Annotated in this window: 20 protein-coding genes; 15 read left to right on the top strand and 5 right to left on the bottom strand. The window is 70.8% G+C overall.

Annotation, left to right across the window (positions count from 1 at the left end; genetic code table 11):
• Positions 1-41: 41 nt before the first annotated feature.
• A complete protein-coding gene (locus A6P39_RS12705) occupies positions 42-1,169 on the top strand; it encodes a ferrochelatase (protein ID WP_067054692.1) in 1,128 nt (375 codons plus the stop codon).
• Between the two features lie 8 nt (positions 1,170-1,177).
• Positions 1,178-1,993 (top strand): inositol monophosphatase family protein, encoded by an 816-nt coding sequence (locus A6P39_RS12700; RefSeq protein ID WP_067054690.1) that lies wholly within the window; start codon positions 1,178-1,180, stop codon positions 1,991-1,993.
• A gap of 92 nt (positions 1,994-2,085) precedes the next feature.
• On the opposite strand, the gene A6P39_RS12695 is transcribed toward A6P39_RS12700, so the two are convergent.
• Complete coding sequence (locus A6P39_RS12695; RefSeq protein ID WP_023546087.1) at positions 2,086-2,259, bottom strand: hypothetical protein; 174 nt, start codon at positions 2,257-2,259, stop codon at positions 2,086-2,088.
• 435 nt (positions 2,260-2,694) lie between these two features.
• On the opposite strand from A6P39_RS12695, the gene A6P39_RS12690 reads away from it, so the two are divergent.
• The 4 genes from A6P39_RS12690 to A6P39_RS12675 all read left to right on the top strand — a co-directional run bounded on the left by A6P39_RS12690 (position 2,695) and on the right by A6P39_RS12675 (position 6,215).
• Positions 2,695-3,348 carry a response regulator transcription factor gene (locus A6P39_RS12690; protein WP_003993508.1) on the top strand — a complete coding sequence of 218 codons (654 nt, stop codon included), beginning with the start codon at positions 2,695-2,697 and terminating at the stop codon, positions 3,346-3,348.
• Between the two features lie 4 nt (positions 3,349-3,352).
• Complete coding sequence (locus tag A6P39_RS12685; protein ID WP_067054686.1) at positions 3,353-4,600, top strand: sensor histidine kinase; 1,248 nt, start codon at positions 3,353-3,355, stop codon at positions 4,598-4,600.
• Between the two features lie 390 nt (positions 4,601-4,990).
• Positions 4,991-5,287 carry a DUF4193 domain-containing protein gene (locus A6P39_RS12680; RefSeq protein WP_003997302.1) on the top strand — a complete coding sequence of 99 codons (297 nt, stop codon included), beginning with the start codon at positions 4,991-4,993 and terminating at the stop codon, positions 5,285-5,287.
• Positions 5,288-5,300: 13 nt separating this feature from the next.
• The gene (locus tag A6P39_RS12675) at positions 5,301-6,215 is read left to right on the top strand and encodes a hypothetical protein (RefSeq protein ID WP_199841011.1); all 915 of its coding nucleotides are present in this window, start codon (positions 5,301-5,303) and stop codon (positions 6,213-6,215) included.
• Here the strand turns inward: A6P39_RS12675 and A6P39_RS12670 are convergent.
• Positions 6,212-6,676: a DUF3093 domain-containing protein gene (locus A6P39_RS12670; RefSeq protein ID WP_067054680.1), complete on the bottom strand. Its 465-nt coding sequence runs from the start codon at positions 6,674-6,676 to the stop codon at positions 6,212-6,214. The genes A6P39_RS12675 and A6P39_RS12670 overlap by 4 nt on opposite strands.
• Before the next feature lie 113 nt (positions 6,677-6,789).
• Here A6P39_RS12670 and A6P39_RS12665 point away from each other — a divergent pair, with 113 nt between their 5' ends.
• The 7 genes from A6P39_RS12665 to A6P39_RS12635 all read left to right on the top strand — a co-directional run bounded on the left by A6P39_RS12665 (position 6,790) and on the right by A6P39_RS12635 (position 13,357).
• On the top strand, positions 6,790-7,374 hold the full coding sequence (locus A6P39_RS12665) for a PaaI family thioesterase (protein ID WP_067054677.1): 585 nt from the start codon (positions 6,790-6,792) through the stop codon (positions 7,372-7,374).
• Positions 7,371-7,922: a dUTP diphosphatase gene (gene dut / locus A6P39_RS12660; RefSeq protein WP_067054672.1), complete on the top strand. Its 552-nt coding sequence runs from the start codon at positions 7,371-7,373 to the stop codon at positions 7,920-7,922. Before A6P39_RS12665 ends, dut begins: the two co-directional genes overlap by 4 nt.
• A gap of 1 nt (position 7,923) precedes the next feature.
• The gene (locus A6P39_RS12655) at positions 7,924-8,688 is read left to right on the top strand and encodes a DUF3710 domain-containing protein (RefSeq protein WP_067054669.1); all 765 of its coding nucleotides are present in this window, start codon (positions 7,924-7,926) and stop codon (positions 8,686-8,688) included.
• A 193-nt stretch (positions 8,689-8,881) separates the two neighbouring features.
• The gene (locus A6P39_RS12650) at positions 8,882-11,461 is read left to right on the top strand and encodes a sensor histidine kinase (protein ID WP_067054666.1); all 2,580 of its coding nucleotides are present in this window, start codon (positions 8,882-8,884) and stop codon (positions 11,459-11,461) included.
• Entirely contained in the window at positions 11,458-12,144 is a 687-nt protein-coding gene (locus A6P39_RS12645; RefSeq protein ID WP_067054663.1) for a response regulator, read from the top strand. Before A6P39_RS12650 ends, A6P39_RS12645 begins: the two co-directional genes overlap by 4 nt.
• Positions 12,145-12,187: 43 nt before the next feature.
• The gene (locus tag A6P39_RS12640; protein ID WP_067054660.1) at positions 12,188-12,586 is read left to right on the top strand and encodes an OB-fold nucleic acid binding domain-containing protein; all 399 of its coding nucleotides are present in this window, start codon (positions 12,188-12,190) and stop codon (positions 12,584-12,586) included.
• A 3-nt stretch (positions 12,587-12,589) separates the two neighbouring features.
• Positions 12,590-13,357, top strand: coding sequence for a DUF3159 domain-containing protein (locus tag A6P39_RS12635; RefSeq protein WP_067054657.1), 768 nt, complete (start codon positions 12,590-12,592; stop codon positions 13,355-13,357).
• A 72-nt stretch (positions 13,358-13,429) separates the two neighbouring features.
• Here the strand turns inward: A6P39_RS12635 and A6P39_RS12630 are convergent, their stop codons facing one another.
• Positions 13,430-14,101 carry a potassium channel family protein gene (locus A6P39_RS12630; protein ID WP_067054654.1) on the bottom strand — a complete coding sequence of 224 codons (672 nt, stop codon included), beginning with the start codon at positions 14,099-14,101 and terminating at the stop codon, positions 13,430-13,432.
• Positions 14,101-14,772, bottom strand: coding sequence for a potassium channel family protein (locus A6P39_RS12625; RefSeq protein WP_067054650.1), 672 nt, complete (start codon positions 14,770-14,772; stop codon positions 14,101-14,103). The genes A6P39_RS12630 and A6P39_RS12625 overlap by 1 nt, the downstream gene beginning before the upstream one ends.
• Positions 14,773-15,246: 474 nt before the next feature.
• On the opposite strand from A6P39_RS12625, the gene A6P39_RS12620 reads away from it, so the two are divergent.
• The gene (locus A6P39_RS12620; RefSeq protein WP_067054648.1) at positions 15,247-17,301 is read left to right on the top strand and encodes an APC family permease; all 2,055 of its coding nucleotides are present in this window, start codon (positions 15,247-15,249) and stop codon (positions 17,299-17,301) included.
• 177 nt (positions 17,302-17,478) lie between these two features.
• The gene (locus A6P39_RS12615; RefSeq protein WP_067054645.1) at positions 17,479-18,810 is read left to right on the top strand and encodes a class I SAM-dependent RNA methyltransferase; all 1,332 of its coding nucleotides are present in this window, start codon (positions 17,479-17,481) and stop codon (positions 18,808-18,810) included.
• Positions 18,811-19,020: 210 nt separating this feature from the next.
• On the opposite strand, the gene A6P39_RS12610 is transcribed toward A6P39_RS12615, so the two are convergent.
• The gene (locus A6P39_RS12610) at positions 19,021-19,386 is read right to left on the bottom strand and encodes an ROK family protein (protein ID WP_199841010.1); all 366 of its coding nucleotides are present in this window, start codon (positions 19,384-19,386) and stop codon (positions 19,021-19,023) included.
• Positions 19,387-19,412 lie beyond the last annotated feature (26 nt).

Below are 19,412 nucleotides of genomic sequence, written 5' to 3'. Positions count from 1 at the left end.
GCTGTTTCCCGGCTGTCAGCGCCGGGTGGGAGGATCGGGTCATGCCAGACGCGCTCGATGCCAGCCCGTACGACGCCCTGCTCCTGCTCTCCTTCGGCGGCCCCGAAGGCCCGGACGACGTGGTCCCGTTCCTGGAGAACGTCACGCGCGGGAGAGGCATCCCGAAGGAACGCCTGAAGGAAGTCGGGCAGCACTACTTCCTGTTCGGCGGGGTCAGCCCCATCAACGACCAGAACCGCGCCCTGCTGGACGCCCTGCGCAAGGACTTCGCCGAGCACGGCCTGGACCTGCCGGTCTACTGGGGCAACCGCAACTGGGCGCCGTACCTGACGGACACCCTGCGCGAGATGGTCGCCGACGGCCGCCGCCGCATCCTCGTGCTCGCCACCAGCGCCTACGCCTCCTACTCGGGCTGCCGCCAGTACCGCGAGAACCTCGCCGACGCGCTCGCCGCCCTTCAGGCCGAGGGCCTCGAACTGCCGAAGATCGACAAGCTGCGGCACTACTTCAACCACCCCGGCTTCGTCGAGCCCATGACCGACGGCGTGCTGCGCTCCCTCGCCGACCTCCCCGAGGACGTCCGCGCGGGCGCCCACATCGCCTTCACCACGCATTCCATCCCGACCTCCGCCGCCGACACCTCCGGCCCCGTCGAGGCGCACGGCGAGGGCGGCGCCTACGTCGAGCAGCACCTGGACGTGGCCCAGCTGATCGCCGACGCCGTCCGCGAGCGCACCGGCGTGGACCACCCCTGGCGGCTCGTCTACCAGTCGCGTTCCGGCGCCCCGCACATCCCGTGGCTCGAGCCGGACATCTGCGACCACCTCGAGGAGCAGCACGCCGCGGGCGTCCCGGCCGTGGTCATGGCCCCCATCGGCTTCGTCTCGGACCACATGGAGGTCCTCTACGACCTCGACACCGAGGCCACGGCCAAGGCCGGGGAACTGGGCCTGCCGGTGCGCCGCTCGGCCACCGTGGGCGCCGACCCCCGCTTCGCCGCCGCCGTCCGCGAGCTGATCACGGAGCGCGCCGAGGCGGAGCGCGGCCGGGAGATCACCCCCTGCGCCCTGGGCACCCTCGGTGCGAGCCACAACGTCTGCCCCGTCGGCTGCTGCCCGGCCCGCGCCCCGCGCCCGGCCGCAGCGGGCGCCGACAGCCCCTACGCGTGAGGAGCCCCGTGACCGACGCACTCCACCGGGACCTGCTCGAACTGGCCCAGGAGGCCGCCCGCCGCGCCGGAGAGCTGCTGCGTGACGGCCGCCCGGCGGATCTGGCCGTGGCGAAGACGAAATCCAGCCCGATCGACGTCGTCACCGAGATGGACATCGCGGCCGAGAAGCTGATCACCGACCTGATCTCCGGCCGGCGGCCCGACGACGGCTTCCTCGGCGAGGAGGGCGCCTCGGCCGAGGGCACGAGCGGCGTCCGCTGGGTCATCGACCCCCTGGACGGCACCGTGAACTACCTGTACGGCCTGCCGACCTGGTCCGTGTCCATCGCGGCACAGCAGGACGGCGAGACCGTCGCCGGGGTCGTCGCGGCGCCGATGCGCGGCGAGACGTACCACGCCGTGCGCGGCGGCGGCGCGTGGGCGACCGGCGCGTGGGAGGGCGAGCGGGCGCTGGCCTGCCGCCCCGCGCCCCCGCTGGAGCAGGCGCTGGTCTCCACCGGCTTCAACTACGTCACCGAGGTCCGCGTCCACCAGGCCGAGGTGGCCGCCCGGCTGATCCCGCTGCTGCGCGACATCCGGCGTGGCGGCTCGGCGGCGATCGACCTGTGCGACGTGGCCTGCGGTCGGCTGGACGGGTACTACGAGCGCGGGCTCAACGCATGGGACCACGCCGCCGGTGACCTGATCGCGCGGGAGGCCGGCGCACTGGTCGGCGGGCGGCCCGGACAGCCGCCGTCGCGGGACCTCACCGTCGCCGGGTCGCCGGGGGTGTTCGAGCCGCTCCAGGGCCTCCTGGAGGACTTCGGGGCCTGGCACGACTGAGCACGGCAGGCGCCCGGTCGGCCCCGACCGGAGAACGCGAAGGGACCCCGGCGCTGGATTCGCCGGGGTCCCTTCTTGTGCTGCCGGGCCGATCAGACGCGTGACGCGCCGACCTCCACACCGTGTTCGGCGGCGAGGCGTCGCAGGTCGTCGAGTTCTGCCTGCTCCACCTCGACGAGGAAGTCGTCGCCCTCGTCACGAGCCCGCGACAGGTCGGACTCGGTCGCCCTTATGCGCTGCAGAAGTCCTGCGGTGAAAGCGTCCATGCTGCGCCCCCTCGTCCTTGGGTCGTGGGTCGGTGGCACGGGGGTGTGCCGGGTGGGAAAGGGACGATCACGGCCCTCGCGGGTGCCCAGCGCTGCCCTGCCGGGCGGCGACGGTGCCGGACATCCACGCCCGCTCTGCAGAAGCGGCGGCAGTGCCGCATGGTGCTGCGGCACGTGCAGAGTGTGATCGCGGGGTGTAAAGCCGTCCTCCCCCCGCTCCCTCATCCGGAAACCTCAACCGGAGGAGAAAATCTCGTATTCCCGCCCCAAGCCCCGGTCCTTGCGGCCGGCAACCCCGCTCCGTGCGGTCCGCAACCCGCCTTACAGCCGACTTACGGCCGAAAAGGGCAGGATGGAGGTCACACCCCACGAACACCCCTGCTCGCACGCGCCCACGGTGCGCGACGTCGGGCGGACACAGGAAGGACTTGCGACGTGCGCGTACTCGTCGTCGAGGACGAGCAACTGCTCGCCGATGCGGTGGCCACCGGACTGCGCCGGGAGGCCATGGCCGTCGACGTCGTGTACGACGGTGCGGCCGCCCTCGAGCGCATCGGCGTCAACGACTACGACGTGGTCGTCCTCGACCGCGACCTCCCGCTCGTGCACGGCGACGACGTCTGCCGCAAGATCGTCGAGCTGGGCATGCCCACGCGCGTGCTCATGCTCACCGCGTCCGGCGATGTCAGCGACCGTGTCGAGGGCCTGGAGATCGGCGCCGACGACTACCTGCCCAAGCCCTTCGCCTTCAGCGAGCTGATCGCGCGCGTGCGCGCCCTCGGCCGTCGTACGAGCGTGCCCCTGCCGCCCGTCCTGGAGCGCGCCGGCATCAAGCTCGACCCCAACCGCCGCGAGGTCTTCCGCGACGGCAAGGAGGTCCAGCTCGCGCCCAAGGAGTTCGCGGTCCTCGAGGTCCTGATGCGCAGCGAGGGCGCGGTCGTCTCGGCCGAGCAGCTGCTGGAGAAGGCCTGGGACGAGAACACCGACCCGTTCACCAACGTGGTGCGCGTGACGGTGATGACGCTTCGCCGCAAGCTGGGCGAGCCGCCGGTCATCGTCACCGTGCCCGGCTCCGGCTACCGGATCTGATCCCGTGGCCGCGACACCCGCGCCCCCTCAGGCGCCGCCGAAGCCCACCTGGGACCCCAGAAGGCCGCAGCCCCCCTTCCCGTGGCTGCGCCCCACCATCCGCATACGGCTCACGCTGCTGTACGGCGGCATGTTCCTGATCGCCGGCATCCTGCTGCTGTCGATCATCTACCTGCTGGCCGCGCAGGCGATCAGCACGGGCAACCAGCCGCTGTTCAAGATCGTCAGCTTCCAGGAGCTGAAGGTCTCCAGCGACAACTGCCCGGCGATCAACACCGCCAGCCTGTCGCTGTCGGACTTCAACAACGCGATCAGCCAGTGCGTGGACCACCAGCGCCAGGCGGCCCTGGACGACCTGCTCAGCCGCTCGCTGCTGGCCCTGCTCGGGCTCGCCGTGATCGCCTTCGCGTTCGGCTACGCGATGGCCGGCCGGGTGCTGTCCCCGCTCGGCCGGATCACCCGCACCGCGCGCCAGGTGGCCGGTTCCGACCTGTCCCGCCGGATCGAGCTGGACGGCCCGGACGACGAGCTGAAGGAACTGGCCGACACCTTCGACGACATGCTGGAGCGGCTGCAGCGGGCCTTCACCGCCCAGCAGCGCTTCGTCGGCAACGCCTCCCACGAGCTGCGCACCCCGCTCGCGATCAACCGCACGCTCCTCGAGGTCCACCTGTCGGACCCGAACGCGCCGGTGGAGCTGCAGCAGCTCGGCAAGACGCTGCTGGCCACCAACGAACGCAGCGAGCAGCTGGTCGAGGGCCTGCTGCTGCTCGCCCGCAGTGACAATCAGATCGTCGAGCGCAAGCCGGTCGACCTGGCCGAGGTCGCCACCCAGGCCATCGACCAGGTGCACGCCGAGGCCGAGGCGAAAGGCGTGAAGATCCGCGGCGAGCGCAAGCCCGCCGTGGTGCAGGGCAACGGCGTCCTGCTCGAACGGATCGCGCTGAACCTGGTGCAGAACGCGGTGCGCTACAACGTGGCCGAGGACGGCTGGGTGGAGGTGACCACCGAGGTCGAGCCCGGGCAGGCGGTCCTCACGGTCTCGAACACCGGGCCGGTGGTGCCGGCGTACGAGATCGACAACCTCTTCGAGCCCTTCCGGCGGCTGCGCACGGAGCGCACGGGCAGCGACAAGGGGGTCGGCCTCGGCCTGTCCATCGTCCGGTCCGTGGCCCGCGCGCACGGCGGTCACATCGCGGCACGGCCCCGCGAGGGGGGTGGCCTGGCGATGCGTGTCACTTTGCCACTGTGATCCACCGACACACGCGGGCGATGTTCGCTTTGCGCGGAATTTTTGGGACCCCTGATGCGGTTCTTGCTGTGTGATCAATCACATGGGCGGATTTTCGGCCATGTACTCTCTGTGATCATGACACAAGGTGGAAAGCCGGGAAAGTCCTGGTTTTCGGGGGTCTTGATCACGGGAAGTACACGGTGAGGCGCCTTTGAGGTGCTGCATTCGAACCGTGTACGGTCCTCACCGCCATCCAAGCCGATCACTCTTGAGGGGTCGGATTGGGTGTCGATTGAGTAACAGACCTTGATGTGAGGCAAAATCTCCGCTTCGGGTCGGGCACAAGTCCGGCCTCTCGCGCGTTACGTGCGCTGGAGACACCGCAGACACCCAGAGGGGGAGAGCGATATGGCAACCGATTACGACACTCCACGCAAGACTGATGATGACGTCGACTCCGACAGCCTTGAAGAGCTGAAGGCCCGGCGGAACGACAAGTCCACCTCGTCGGTGGACGTCGACGAGTTCGAGGCCGCCGAGGGCCTCGAGCTGCCCGGCGCCGACCTCTCGAACGAGGAGCTGGCCGTCCGGGTGCTGCCGAAGCAGCAGGACGAGTTCACCTGCATGAGCTGCTTCCTGGTGCACCACCGCAGCCAGCTGGCCCGGGAGAAGAACGGTCAGCCGATCTGCCGCGACTGCGACTGAGGACGGGTCGGCCATGTCTGGCACGACCCCTCCCCGGAAGCACCGCTTCCCTGTACGGCAAGCGGACTCCGGGCCGTTCGACGGCCCGCACGGCGCGCGTGAAGAGGAGCGGGGCTCGTCCGGCAGGGGAGCCTCGCTCGCACCGGTGGACGGCCGGGCCGACCACCCGGCACCGGTGCGGCGTCCCGCGCCCGTCGCGAGGCGACGGGTCGCGGTGATGCGTGACAAAGCCCGGGACATGGCCCGGGAAGGGGTCCGCAAGGGCGGCAGCCGCGCTCGCGCGGGTCTGGCGTACCTCGCGGACCGGATCATCGAGATCGCCCCTCGTGTCCCCGTACGTGACCTCGCGAGCCTGCGCGGGCAGTTCCCGGGCCTCGGGCCCGAAGAACTCGCCGACAAGCTCGTGGCGGGGGCGGCGGCCGCGACCTCGACGGTCGGAGCCGGGATCGGAGCGGCGGCGATGCTGCCGGTGCCGCCCGCCATGCCGACCGAACTCGCCGCGGAGATCACCGGGGTCGCCGCGATCGAGCTGAAACTCGTCGCCGAACTCCACGAGGTCTACGGCGTCAGGCCACCGGGCGGCCTGAAGACCCGCAGCACCGCGTATCTGTCCTCCTGGTCGGGGGAGCGCGGGATCGACGTGCTGAAGCCGTCGACGTACGACGCCGCCCTCGGCGGCCACATGAAACGCGAACTGCGCCAGCGGATCATGAAACGCGTGGTGCGCGACCTGCCCAACCTCATGCCGTTCATGGTGGGCGCGGCGGTCGGCGCGGTCATGAACCGCCGGGACACCAGGAAGCTCGCCGCCCGTATCCGCAGTGACCTGCGCAAGATCCAGGTGCCCTGGGACGAGCTGCCCGAGCTGCCGCCCCTGGAGAAGCCGGCGCAGCCGCTGGAGATCCGCGAGCTTCCCGGAGGGTTCTAGGCGTTCGCCTTCCGCGCCGCCTCGATCGCCGCCGCCAGCTGCTCCGGCTCCCGCGTGGACAGGTACAGGTACGGCGTCGGGTCCTCGGGGTCGGTGACCTCCACCCGCAGAGCCGTCGGGATGTAGGCGCGCAGCAGCAGGAACGCGCGCGTGTCCGCCTTGTACGTACGCCAGGCGCGCGCCTCCTCGGCGTCCAGCACCTGCGATGCGCCGAGCGCCGACACCGGGATCTTCGCCTCGCCCGCGATCAGCGAGTCACCCACCACACGGATGCGCAGCGAGCCGTACGCGCTGGCCACCACCGCCGCCGCGGCCGTACCGCCGACCAGGCCGCCGAGCAGCGGCAGCGTGCCGAAGGGGAGCAGGATCAGGGCGAACGAGACGCCCACGAGGAAGCTGAACAGCCACCACGAGCGGGGGGTGGTGAGGCGTTCTTCGTACGGGGTGGCGGAGAGCTGCATGGGGCCAAGCTTGGCACGGGATCCGTACGCGGCCGTTGTCAGGGGGAGCCGGCGCGAAGCGCTGTCCGGCAGGGCGGTGGTGGGTGACGGGCGGGCGGGTAAGGTCTGCGCCTGTGAGTGGTAGTTCCGCAAGCCTTCAGCCTCCCGCCGACGCGGTGAAACCGGTACGGCACCCCGACGCGCCCGCGCCCGGGGAACTCCTCGGCGCCCACTACGAACACTGTTTCGGATGTGGCCCCGGGCAGCCGCACGGGCTGCACCTGGAGGCGCGCGCCGGCGAGGGTGTCTCGCTGACCGCCGAGTTCACCGTCCAGCCCGCCCACCAGGGCGCCCCCGGTCTCGCGCACGGCGGAGTACTGGCCACGGCCCTGGACGAGACCCTCGGCTCGCTGAACTGGCTGCTGCGGACCATCGCCGTCACTGGCCGGCTGGAGACCGACTTCGCGCGCCCCGTCCCGGTGGGCGCCACGCTGTATCTGGAGGCCGAGGTCACCGCCGTCGCCGGGCGGAAGATCTTCTCCCGGGCCACGGGACGCATCGGCGGCTTCGACGGCCCCGTCGCCGTCCGCGCGGACGCCCTCTTCATCGAGGTCAAGGTCGACCACTTCATCGACCACGGCCGCAAGGAGGAGATCCAGGCCGCCATGAGCGAGCCGGACCAGATCCGGCGCACCCGCGCCTTCGAGGTGAACCCGTGAGCCCCAGCCCCCTCGACGTACTGCTGCGCCGCGTCGACCCCGACGTACCCCTTCCGGCGTACGAGCACCCCGGGGACGCGGGAGCCGACCTGCGCACCACCGAGGCGTGCGCACTGGCGCCCGGCGAACGGGCCGTGCTGCCCACCGGAGTGTCGATCGCCCTGCCGGAGGGGTACGCGGCCTTTGTGCACCCACGTTCCGGGCTCGCCGCCCGCTGCGGTGTCGCCCTCGTGAATGCCCCGGGGACGGTTGATGCCGGGTACCGTGGGGAGATCAAGGTGATCGTGGTGAATCTCGACCCGCGCGAGTCCGTGCGGTTCGAGCGCTTCGACCGGATTGCCCAACTGGTCGTCCAGCAGGTCGAGAGGGTCCGCTTCCACGAGGTGGCGGAGCTTCCCGGCTCGGCGCGGGCCGAAGGGGGCTTCGGGTCCACCGGGGGTCATGCCGCGGCGGGCGGCGAGAGCGGCACAAGCGGTCGGGCCGCCGCAGGCGGTCCGACGGGTGGGAATCGATACGCTTCGGTCGTATCCGACCGGGAAGGACAGTGACGTGTTCGGACGTCGCAAGAAGAAGGGTGCCGCCGAGGACGCGGCCGGCGAGGCCGAGCAGGTCGTCGACAGCGTCGACACCGAGGCGGACGAGGTGGAGGAAGAGACCGGGCGCGAGCGCGTCCGGCTGGAGCCCGGGCCCCGGCCCGACGGGCCCTGGGACAGCGCCGAGGTGAGCGACCCGGGTGAGGGCCGCGTGGACCTCGGCGGCCTGTTCATCCCGGGCGTCGACGGCATGGAGCTGCGGGTCGAGGTCGCCGGTGACGCGATCGTCGCCGCGACCGTCGTACTGCGCGACAGCGCCGTCCAGTTGCAGGCCTTCGCCGCGCCCAAGCGCGAGGGCATCTGGGGCGAGGTCCGCGAGGAGATCGGGGCCGGCATCACCCAGCAGGGTGGCATCGTCGACGAGGTCGAGGGCCCGCTCGGCTGGGAGCTGCGGGCCCAGGTGCCGGTGCAGCTGCCGGACGGCACAGGCGGCTTCCAGGTCGTGCGGTTCGTCGGCGTGGACGGCCCGCGCTGGTTCCTGCGCGGTGTGATCTCCGGCCAGGGCGCGGTGCAGCCGCAGGCCGCCGGGCTGCTGGAGCAGATCTTCCGCGACACGGTCGTGGTCCGCGGCGACGGCCCGATGGCGCCCCGCGACCCGATCGTCCTCAAGCTGCCCAACGACGCCCAGATGGTCCCCGAGGGCATCCAGCAGGACGAGTCCCGCTTCTCCGGCGGGGTGGACCAGCTGCAGCGGGGCCCGGAGATCACCGAGGTCCGGTAACCGTCGTAGCAGACGAAGGGCCGTACCCCGTGGTGCGGCCCTTTCCGTGTGCTCGCCCCTGCGCGGAAGGCGGGACCACTCATCAGGGTTGCGTCAAAGTTGCCCGCTGCCCACCCCCCTGTCCTGTTTGTCGTGATTGTTGGCCGTAAGGTCGACGCTGCGTAGGCAGCAGTCACCGGAAGACAATGGAGCCATGGCACGCGGCAAGCTTCGGATCTACCTCGGCGCGGCACCGGGTGTGGGCAAGACCTACGCCATGCTCTCCGAGGCACACCGCCGTGTGGAGCGTGGCACCGACTGCGTCGTGGCCTTCGTGGAGCACCACGAGCGGCCGCGCACCGAGGTGATGCTGCACGGGCTGGAGCAGATCCCGCGCAAGAAGCTGGAGTACCGGGACACCGTCTTCGGCGAGATGGACGTCGACGCCGTGCTGCGCCGGGCGCCCGCCGTCGCCCTGGTGGACGAACTCGCCCACACCAACGTCCCGGGCTCGCGCAACGCCAAGCGCTGGCAGGACGTGGAGGAACTGCTCGCCGCCGGGATCGACGTGATCTCGACCGTCAACATCCAGCACCTGGAATCACTCGGCGACGTCGTGGAGTCGATCACGGGGGTGCGCCAGCGCGAGACCGTCCCGGACGAGGTCGTACGGCGGGCCGACCAGATCGAGCTGGTCGACATGTCGCCGCAGGCCCTGCGGCGCCGCATGGCGCACGGCAACATCTACCAGCCGGACAAGGTCGACGCGGCCCTGTCCAACTACTTCCGGCCCGGAAACCTCACCGCACTGCGCGAGCTGGCCCTGCTGTGGGTGGCCGACCGGGTGGACGAGTACCTGACGGCCTACCGCAGCGAACACCGCGTCTCCAGGATCTGGGGCTCCCGCGAGCGGATCGTGGTCGGGCTGACCGGCGGCCCCGAGGGACGCACCCTGATACGGCGTGCCGCCCGGCTCGCCGAGAAGGGCGCCGGCGGCGAGGTGCTCGCCGTGTACATAGCCCGCAGCGACGGCCTGACCGCCGCCTCGCCGAAGGAACTCGCCGTCCAGCGCACCCTCGTGGAGGACCTGGGCGGCACCTTCCACCACGTGGTCGGCGACGACATACCGGCCGCCCTGCTGGACTTCGCCCGCGGCGTCAACGCCACCCAGATCGTGCTCGGCTCCTCGCGCCGCAAGGCCTGGCAGTACGTCTTCGGGCCCGGCGTCGGTGCCACGGTCGCCCGCGAGTCCGGTCCCGACCTCGACGTGCACATCGTCACCCACGAGGAGGTCGCCAAGGGCCGCGGACTGCCCGTCGCCCGGGGTGCCCGGCTCGGACGGGCCCGGATCATCTCGGGCTGGCTGGTCGGACTCGGCGGCCCGACCGCGCTCGCGGTGCTGCTGAACACCGTCGACGTCGGCCTCGCCAACGACATGCTGCTGTTCCTGGCCGTCACGGTCGCAGCCGCCCTGCTCGGCGGCCTGCTGCCCGCGCTGGCGTCGGTGGCCTTCGGCTCGCTGCTGCTGAACTACTACTACACGCCGCCGCTGCACAAGTGGACGATCGCCGACCCGAAGAACATCGTGGCCATAGTGATCTTCCTGTGCGTCGCCGTGTCCGTGGCGTCGGTCGTGGACCTCGCGGCCCGGCGCACCCACCAGGCGGCCCGGCTGCGCGCCGAGTCGGAGATCCTCTCCTTCCTCGCCGGGAACGTGCTGCGCGGCGAGACCAGCCTGGAGGAGCTGCTGGAGCGGGTCCGGGAGACCTTCGCGATGGAGTCGGCCGCGCTGCTGGAACGCGCGAGCGACGTCGAGCCGTGGACCTGCGCCGGCCGCGCCGGGTTCGGGCGCCCGCTGCAGCGGCCCGAGGACGCCGACGTCGACATGCCCGTCGGCGACCACATGGCGCTCGCGCTCACCGGCCGGGTGCTGCCTGCCGAGGACCGCCGGGTGCTCGCCGCCTTCGCCGCGCAGGCCGCCGTCGCCCTGGACCGCCGGCGCCTTCAGGAGGAGGCCGACCAGGCGCGAGCGCTCGCCGAGGGAAACCGCATCCGCACCGCCCTGCTCGCCGCCGTCAGCCACGACCTGCGCACCCCGCTGGCCGGCATCAAGGCCGCCGTCTCCTCGCTGCGCTCCGACGACGTGGCCTGGTCCGAGGAGGACCAGGCGGAGCTGCTGGAGGGCATCGAGGAGGGCGCCGACCGCCTCGACCACCTCGTCGGCAACCTGCTCGACATGTCCCGCCTGCAGACCGGCACGGTCACGCCGATCATCCGCGAGATCGACGTGGACGAGGTGGTCCCGATGGCCCTGGTCGGCGTGCCCGAGGACAGCGTCGAGCTGGACGTCCCCGAGACGCTGCCGATGGTCGCGGTCGACCCGGGGCTCCTGGAGCGGTCCGTGGCCAACCTGGTGGAGAACGCCGTCAAGTACAGCCCGCGCGGCAGCCGCGTGGTGGTCTCCGCGAGTGCCATGGCCGGCCGCGTCGAGGTCCGCGTGGTGGACCGCGGGCCGGGCGTGCCGGACGATGCGAAGGACCGGATATTCGAACCCTTCCAGCGGTACGGTGACGCCCCGCGCGGCGCCGGGGTCGGACTCGGTCTCGCCGTCGCCCGCGGGTTCACGGAGGCCATGGGCGGCACTCTCACCGCCGAGGACACGCCGGGGGGCGGACTCACCATGGTCCTGAGCCTCCCCGCGGCAGGATCACGTCCCGAGTCCCTTCCCGGGTCCGTTCCCACGGCGGAGGAGACCGGGAAGGACATCGCAGAACCAGAAAGGCAGACCCTATGACCCGGGTGCTCGTGGTCGACGACGAGCCGCAGATCGTGCGCGCCCTCGTGATCAACCTCAAGGCACGGAAGTACGAGGTGGACGCGGCCTCCGACGGACGCACCGCCCTCGAACTCGCCGCCTCCCGCCACCCCGACGCCGTGGTGCTCGACCTGGGCCTGCCCGACATGGACGGCGTCGAGGTGATCAAGGGCCTGCGCGGCTGGACCCGTGTGCCCATCCTGGTGCTGTCCGCCCGCCACTCCTCCGACGAGAAGGTCGAGGCACTGGACGCCGGCGCCGACGACTACGTCACCAAGCCCTTCGGCATGGACGAGCTGCTGGCCCGGCTGCGCGCCGCCGTACGCCGCGCCGAGCCGGTCGGCCCGGGCGAGGACGACCTGACGACCGTGGAGACCGAGGGATTCACCGTCGACCTGGCCGCCAAGAAGGTCAACCGCGCGGACCGGGACGTCCGCCTCACCCCGACCGAGTGGCACCTGCTGGAGGTGCTGGTCCGCAACACCGGCCGCCTGGTCAGCCAGAAGCAGCTGCTCCAGGAGGTGTGGGGACCGTCGTACGGCACCGAGACCAACTACCTGCGTGTGTACATGGCCCAGCTGCGCCGCAAGCTGGAGACGGACCCCTCGCACCCGAAGCACTTCATCACCGAGCCGGGGATGGGATACCGCTTCGAGAAGTGAGCAGGGCTACGGCGCTGTGGGTGTGCCCCGGTACGCTTCAGGTATGAGTGCTGTTCCTCGTTCCGAAAAGCCGGCCGGTCGGTTCCGGCGCATGCTAGACCGGCTTTCCTCGTCGCAGGAGGACTTGGAGTCCGAGGAGCTGCGGGAAGACACCGACACCGCCGGCTGCATCCGGATCGGCGACTGCCAGGACCGGCAGATCGTCACCGTAACTGGTACCTTGCGCACGGTCACCCTGCGTCCGCGCGCCGGAGTGCCTGCCCTGGAGGCCGAGCTGTTCGACGGCTCCGCGGCGCTGGACGTGGTGTGGCTCGGCAGGCGTTCCATCGTGGGCATAGAACCTGGGCGCAGGCTGATCGCATCGGGCCGGATCTCGCTGAGCCGGGGCCGCCGCGTGCTGTTCAACCCGAAATACGAACTGCGACCCCTCGGACGGGAGTAGCCGGTGACGTCCCTCGACAAGCCGACCGAAGACGCCGGTCAGCAGCAGGCCGACGATGCGAGGGCGGTGACCGAGGCCGCGCTGTTCGAGGCGTTCGGCGGTGTCCGCGGCATGGTCGAGACGGTCGTGCCGGGCCTGCTCTTCGTGGCGATCTTCACGGTCGACAAGAACCTGCACGTGTCGGCGATCGCCGCGCTGATCGTCTCCCTGGTCCTGGTCGTCGTCCGGCTGGCCATGAAGGACACCGTCAAGCACGCCTTCAGCGGTGTCTTCGGCGTGGCCTTCGGTGTCGTCTTCGCGATGTTCACCGGCAACGCCAAGGACTTCTACCTGCCCGGCATGCTCTACACGCTGGGCCTGGCGCTGGCCTACCTCATCACCACCCTCGCCGGCGTGCCCCTGATCGGCCTCATCCTCGGCCCGGTCTTCAAGGAGAACCTCTCCTGGCGCACCCGCAACCCGGGCCGCAAGACGGCCTACGCGAAGGCCAGTTGGGCCTGGGGCCTGATCCTGCTCGCCAAGTGCGCGATCCTCTTCCCGCTGTACTGGTGGTCCGACACCACCAAGCTCGGCTGGGTCCTGGTCGCCCTGAAGATCCCGCCGTTCCTGCTGGCGGTCTGGCTCACCTGGGTCTTCCTCGCGAAGGCGCCCGCGCCGATCGACGTGTTCGCGGAGATGGAGGCGCAGGAGAAGGCCGAGGAGGAGCGCAAGGCCGCGCTGGCCGCCGAGGGCGGAGACGTGTCCGGCGGACGGCACCGCAGGGACGCGTAGACAGCGGTCGTACGACGGAAAGGGGCGCCCCTGCTGCCAGGGGCGCCCCTTTCCGTCTGCGTTCCGTCTGCGTCAGTTTTCTTCCCGCCGTACCGACAGCAGCTCCTCCAGCTGCTCCTCGCGGGCCTGGGCGGCCACGAAGAGGAGTTCGTCGCCCGGCTCCAGGGAGTCCTCCTTGGACGGGGTCAGCACACGGGTGCCGCGGATGATCGTGACCAGCGAGGTGTCCTCCGGCCACTGGACATCGCCGACCTGGGTGCCGGCCAGGGCCGACTCCTCGGGCAGGGTCAGCTCGACGAGGTTGGCGTCGCCGTGGCTGAAGCGGAGCAGCCGGACCAGGTCGCCGACGCTCACCGCCTCCTCGACGAGGGCGGACATCAGGCGCGGGGTGGAGACGGCCACGTCCACGCCCCAGGCCTCGTTGAACAGCCACTCGTTCTTGGGGTTGTTGACGCGGGCGACGACCCGCGGAACGCCGTACTCCGTCTTGGCGAGCAGCGAGACCACCAGGTTGACCTTGTCGTCGCCGGTCGCGGCGATGACGACGTTGCAGCGCTGCAGCGCCGCCTCGTCCAGGGACGTGATCTCACAGGCGTCGGCCAGCAGCCACTCCGCCTGCGGCACCCGCTCCACCGAGATGGCGGTCGGGGCCTTGTCGACGAGCAGGACCTCGTGGCCGTTCTCCAGCAGCTCGCCCGCGATCGAGCGGCCGACGGCGCCGGCTCCGGCAATGGCGACCCTCATCAGTGACCGCTCTCCTCTTCCGGGCCCTCGGCGAACGCCGCCTCGACCTTGTCCACGTCGTCCGCCCGCATCATCACGTGCACGAGGTCGCCCTCCTGCAGCACCGTCTGCGAGGTCGGCAGGATCGCCTCGCCCAGGCGGGTCAGGAACGCCACCCGGACGCCCGTCTCCTCCTGGAGCCTGCTGATCTTGTGGCCGACCCACTTCGCGGAGGCGTGCACCTCGGCGAGCTGCACCCCGCCGGTGGGGTCGCGCCACAGTGGCTCGGCGCCGGAGGGCAGCAGACGGCGCAGCATCTGGTCGGCGGTCCAGCGGACCGTGGCCACGGTGGGGATGCCCAGGCGCTGGTAGACCTCGGCGCGGCGGGGGTCGTAGATACGGGCGGCCACGTTCTCCACGCCGAACATCTCGCGGGCCACGCGCGCGGAGATGATGTTGGAGTTGTCGCCGCTGGAGACGGCGGCGAAGGCGCCGGCCTCCTCGATGCCCGCCTCGCGCAGGGTGTCCTGGTCGAAGCCGACACCGGTGACCCGGCGGCCCCCGAAGCCCGGGCCGAGCCGGCGGAAGGCGGTGGGATCCTGGTCGATCACGGCGACTGTGTGGCCCTGTTGTTCCAGGGTCTGGGCGAGAGCGGAACCCACTCTTCCGCAGCCCATGATGACGATGTGCACGACCGTCCTTCCGGTGTCCAAAAGTTACTGCTCAGCATCAGGGTCTCAGACCGACGCCCAAAGCTACACAGGGGCGCCCTGGGGTGGGCACCCCTGTGTACGGTTCGCCGTGATCACCGTCCGCGATCACGCCGGTGGGCAGGGTCAGCGATCCCGCGCGTGGCCGGGCCGGTGGGACGCGTGCACACGCCGGTGATCACGTGTCACCTGTGCGGCGGGGCCGGCGAGTGATGCTGCGCACGCTGCACAGGGTCAGGATTCCGACGCCGAAGAGGGCGACCGTCGCCCCGATCAGCTCCGCGGTCGCGGGCATGGAACCTCCGGAGTGCGATGACAGGCGGGGTCTGCCATCTAGACACGGGGAGCGCGCGGACCACGGAATCCGCAGTCGGGTGCGCCTGTGATTTCACTCGTGAGGCAGATCATGGACACCGGGTGGGCGGTTGCCTGTTCGAAGGCCTACGATCCTCTGTCGTGTCCAAACTGACCGACGTGCCCAAACGGATCCTGATCGGGCGCGCACTGCGCAGTGACCGGCTGGGTGAAACGCTCCTGCCGAAGCGCATCGCACTCCCCGTCTTCGCCTCCGACCCGCTGTCCTCCGTCGCGTACGCGCCCGGAGAGGTCCTGCTGGTCCTGTCCATCGCGGGCGTGTCGGCGTACCACTTCAGCCCCTGGATCGCCCTCGCGGTCATCGTGCTGATGTTCACCGTGGTCGCCTCCTACCGGCAGAACGTCCACGCCTATCCGAGCGGCGGCGGCGACTACGAGGTCGCCACCACCAACCTCGGCTCCAGGGCCGGCCTCACCGTCGCGAGCGCCCTGCTCGTGGACTACGTCCTGACCGTCGCCGTCTCCATCGCCTCCGGCATCGAGAACCTCGGCTCCGCGGTCCCCTTCGTCGTCCAGCACAAGGTGCTGTGCGCGGTCGCCGTGATCGTCCTGCTGACGCTGATGAACCTGCGCGGCGTGAAGGAGTCCGGCAAGCTCTTCGCGATCCCGACGTACGTCTTCGTCGGCGGCGTCTTCATCATGATCGCCTGGGGCGCCTTCCGCGGCCTGGTCCTCGGCGACTCGATGCGCGCCCCCACGGCCGACTACCACATCCGGGCCGAGCACCAGGGCCTCGCGGGCTTCGCGCTCGTCTTCCTGCTGCTGCGCGCCTTCTCCTCCGGCTGTGCCGCGCTCACCGGTGTGGAGGCCATCTCCAACGGCGTCCCGGCCTTCCGCAAGCCCAAGTCGAAGAACGCGGCGACGACCCTCGCCATGATGGGCCTGCTGGCCGTCACGATGTTCTGCGGCATCATCGCCCTCGCCATGACGACCAAGGTCCGCATGGCCGAGAACCCGGCGACCGATCTGATCCACAACGGCATTCCGATCGGCTCCGGATACGTCCAGAACCCGGTGATCTCCCAGGTCGCCGAGGCGGTCTTCGGCAAGGGCAGCTTCCTGTTCGTGGTCCTCGCGGCGGCCACGGCCCTCGTCCTCTTCCTGGCCGCCAACACGGCGTACAACGGCTTCCCGCTGCTCGGCTCGATCCTCGCCCAGGACCGCTACCTCCCGCGCCAGCTGCACACCCGCGGCGACCGTCTCGCCTTCTCCAACGGCATCGTGCTGCTCGCGGGCGCGGCGACCCTGCTGACGATCATCTACGGCGCGGACTCCACGCGGCTGATCCAGCTGTACATCGTCGGCGTGTTCGTGTCCTTCACGCTCAGCCAGACCGGCATGGTCCGGCACTGGAACCGCCACCTGGCGACCGAGCAGGACCAGGCCAAGCGCCGGCACATGATGCGCTCCCGCGCGATCAACGCGTTCGGCGCCTTCTTCACCGGCCTCGTGCTCGTCGTCGTCCTGGTCACCAAGTTCACGCACGGCGCCTGGGTGGCCCTCCTGGGCATGTGCATCTTCTACGCGACGATGACCGCGATCCGGAAGCACTACGACCGGGTCGCCGAGGAGATCGCCGCGCCCGAGGAGCCGGACGACGACGACCTGGTCCGCCCCTCGCGGGTGCACTCGGTGGTGCTGATCTCGAAGATCCACCGCCCCACCCTGCGTGCCCTGGCCTACGCCAAGCTGATGCGCTCGGACACCCAGGAGGCGCTGACCGTCAACGTCGACGCGGCCGAGACCAAGGCGCTGCGCGAGGAGTGGGAGCGGCGCGGCATCGACGTACCGCTGAAGGTCCTGGACTCGCCGTACCGCGAGGTCACCCGGCCGGTGATCGAGTACGTCAAGAGCCTGCGCAAGGAGTCCCCGCGCGACGCGGTCTCCGTGATCATCCCCGAGTACGTGGTCGGCCACTGGTACGAGCACCTGCTGCACAACCAGAGCGCCCTGCGCCTGAAGGGCCGCCTGCTCTTCACGCCCGGCGTGATGGTCACCTCCGTCCCCTACCAGCTGGCGTCCTCCGAGGCCGCCAAGCTGCGGGCCCGCAAGCGGCAGGAGTGGAGCGCACCGGGCGCGGTCCGGCGCGGCCCGGCGGCGGAACGCCCCAAGACGCCGTCGGCGCCCAAGGACTGAGGCGGGTCGGCGAGGCCGTAGACTGGTGGGCTGATGTCGAGCCCACCGGCCGGCATGCCTCGACCGCTGCCGTCCTCGTCACTGTCCGCCGATTTCCCTCTCCGCTCGCTTTCTCGATTTCCCTCTTTTTCCTCTTTTCTCCCTTTCCTCTCTTCCTCGATCTGGAGTCACCCCACCATGCAGGCAGAACCGACGAAGTCTCTGGTGGGCGAGGAGTACGAGGTCGAGATCGGCCCCGTCGCCCACGGCGGCCACTGCATCGCGCGTACGGCCGAGGGCCAGGTGCTGTTCGTCCGGCACGCGCTGCCCGGCGAGCGGGTCGTGGCCCGGGTGACCGAGGGCGAGGAGGGAGCGCGCTTCCTGCGCGCCGACGCGGTCGAGATCCTGGAGCCCTCCAAGGACCGCGTCGAGGCCCCCTGCCCCTTCTCCGGTCCCGGCCGCTGCGGCGGCTGCGACTGGCAGCACGCCAAGCCGGGCGCCCAGCGCCGGCTCAAGGGCGAGGTGATCGCCGAGCAGCTCAAGCGGCTCGCGGGACTCACGCCCGAAGAGGCCGGCTGGGACGGCACGGTGATGCCGGCGGAGGGCGACAAACTGCCCGCGGGCCAGGTCCCGCAGTGGCGCACCCGGGTCCAGTACGCCGTGGACGCCTCGACGGGCAAGGCGGGCCTGCGCCGCCACCGCTCGCACGAGGTCGAGCCCATCGACCACTGCATGATCGCGGCGGCCGGGGTGTCCGAACTGGGCATCGAGCGGCGGGACTGGACCGGCATGGAGTCGGTGGAGGCGATCGCGGCGACGGGGTCCCAGGACCGCCAGGTGATCTTGACCCCGCGTCCGGGCGGCCGTCTCCCGCTGGTGGAGCTGGACAAGCCGGTGTCGGTGATGCGGGTGGACGAGAAGTCGGGCGGCGTGCACCGCGTCCACGGCCGCCCCTTCGTCCGTGAACGCGCGGACGGCCGCACCTACCGCGTCGGGAGCGGCGGCTTCTGGCAGGTCCACCCGAAGGCGGCCGACACCCTGGTGACGGCGGTCATGCAGGGCCTGCTGCCCCGCAAGGGCGAGATGGCGCTGGACCTCTACTGCGGCGTCGGCCTCTTCGCGGGCGCCCTCGCCGACCGCCTCGGCGAGAAGGGCGCGGTCCTCGGCATCGAGTCCGGCAAGCGGGCGGTCGAGGACGCGCGGCACAACCTCGCCGACTTCCCCCGGGTCCGCATCGAACAGGGCAAGGTGGAATCGGTCCTCCCGCGCACGGGTATCACGGAGGTCGACCTCATCGTCCTCGACCCGCCCCGCGCGGGCGCGGGCCGCGGGACGGTCGCCCACCTCTCCTCCCTCGGCGCCCGCCGCATCGCCTACGTCGCCTGCGACCCCGCGGCGCTCGCCCGCGACCTGGCCTACTTCCGCGAGGGCGGCTACCGGGCGCGGACGCTTCGCGCGTTCGATCTGTTTCCGATGACGCATCACGTGGAGTGCGTGGCGATCCTTGAGCCTACGGAAAAGGGTCGCTGACCTGGGGTTTTCCAGGGTCGTTCAGGCGCGGCCGGGTGTGCTCGACCTGTTTCTTGAAATGCATGACGTGAACCACGTCCGATGCGCCTGAGCGTCACTGACCTGCTGTTTTGCGAGCACCACGGGGACGGCGGCTGTGCCTCGTTTGGTGCAGGCCAGCACGGCGGCAGGTTGTCTTGACGCTCGGATGACGCTCGCTCTGATGGTCTGTCAAGGCAGTGTCGACCGCGCTCGGTCCGGTGGGCCGTTCGGCGCAGGCTGAGGTGGGCGTCGATGCCCGGCCTCAGCCAGGGCAGCCAGTTGGGGAATGCGGCGCCAGGGCGTGTCCAGCGCGGTCCAGGGCGGCCAGGGAGAGGGGACCCTTGCTGTGCAGGCGGTGGCCGATTCGGTGAGGGCGGCGCTGGTGTCGTGCGGGGAGACGAGAACACCGAGCCCGGCCGCGTCCAGGACGGCGTGGGTGTAGGTGGTCAGGCAGCCGGTCGCGCCGCACCAGCAGGCGGGTCCGTCGAGGGAGACGGGGATGTGGCCGAGTTCGCCGGCCAGGCCGTGACTGCCGGGGTAGATGCGGCCACCCACGATCAGGGTACCGGCGACTCCGGCGT

The sequence above is a fragment of the Streptomyces sp. FXJ1.172 genome (assembly GCF_001636945.3).
Classification (GTDB): Bacteria; Actinomycetota; Actinomycetes; order Streptomycetales; family Streptomycetaceae; genus Streptomyces.
This window is presented reverse-complemented; position numbering and strand designations above follow the sequence as displayed.

Excerpts from the sequence above, each read along its gene's own strand:
- A6P39_RS12630 (WP_067054654.1), bottom strand. The coding sequence starts at position 14,101 with ATGAGGGTCGCCATTGCCGGAGCCGGCGCCGTCGGCCGCTCGATCGCG.
- A6P39_RS12640 (WP_067054660.1), top strand. The coding sequence starts at position 12,188 with ATGAGTGCTGTTCCTCGTTCCGAAAAGCCGGCCGGTCGGTTCCGGCGC.
- A6P39_RS12650 (WP_067054666.1), top strand. The coding sequence starts at position 8,882 with ATGGCACGCGGCAAGCTTCGGATCTACCTCGGCGCGGCACCGGGTGTG.
- A6P39_RS12675 (WP_199841011.1), top strand. The coding sequence starts at position 5,301 with ATGTCTGGCACGACCCCTCCCCGGAAGCACCGCTTCCCTGTACGGCAA.
- A6P39_RS12695 (WP_023546087.1), bottom strand. The coding sequence starts at position 2,259 with ATGGACGCTTTCACCGCAGGACTTCTGCAGCGCATAAGGGCGACCGAG.
- A6P39_RS12670 (WP_067054680.1), bottom strand. The coding sequence starts at position 6,676 with ATGCAGCTCTCCGCCACCCCGTACGAAGAACGCCTCACCACCCCCCGC.
- A6P39_RS12645 (WP_067054663.1), top strand. The coding sequence starts at position 11,458 with ATGACCCGGGTGCTCGTGGTCGACGACGAGCCGCAGATCGTGCGCGCC.
- A6P39_RS12680 (WP_003997302.1), top strand. The coding sequence starts at position 4,991 with ATGGCAACCGATTACGACACTCCACGCAAGACTGATGATGACGTCGAC.
- A6P39_RS12705 (WP_067054692.1), top strand. The coding sequence starts at position 42 with ATGCCAGACGCGCTCGATGCCAGCCCGTACGACGCCCTGCTCCTGCTC.
- A6P39_RS12615 (WP_067054645.1), top strand. The coding sequence starts at position 17,479 with ATGCAGGCAGAACCGACGAAGTCTCTGGTGGGCGAGGAGTACGAGGTC.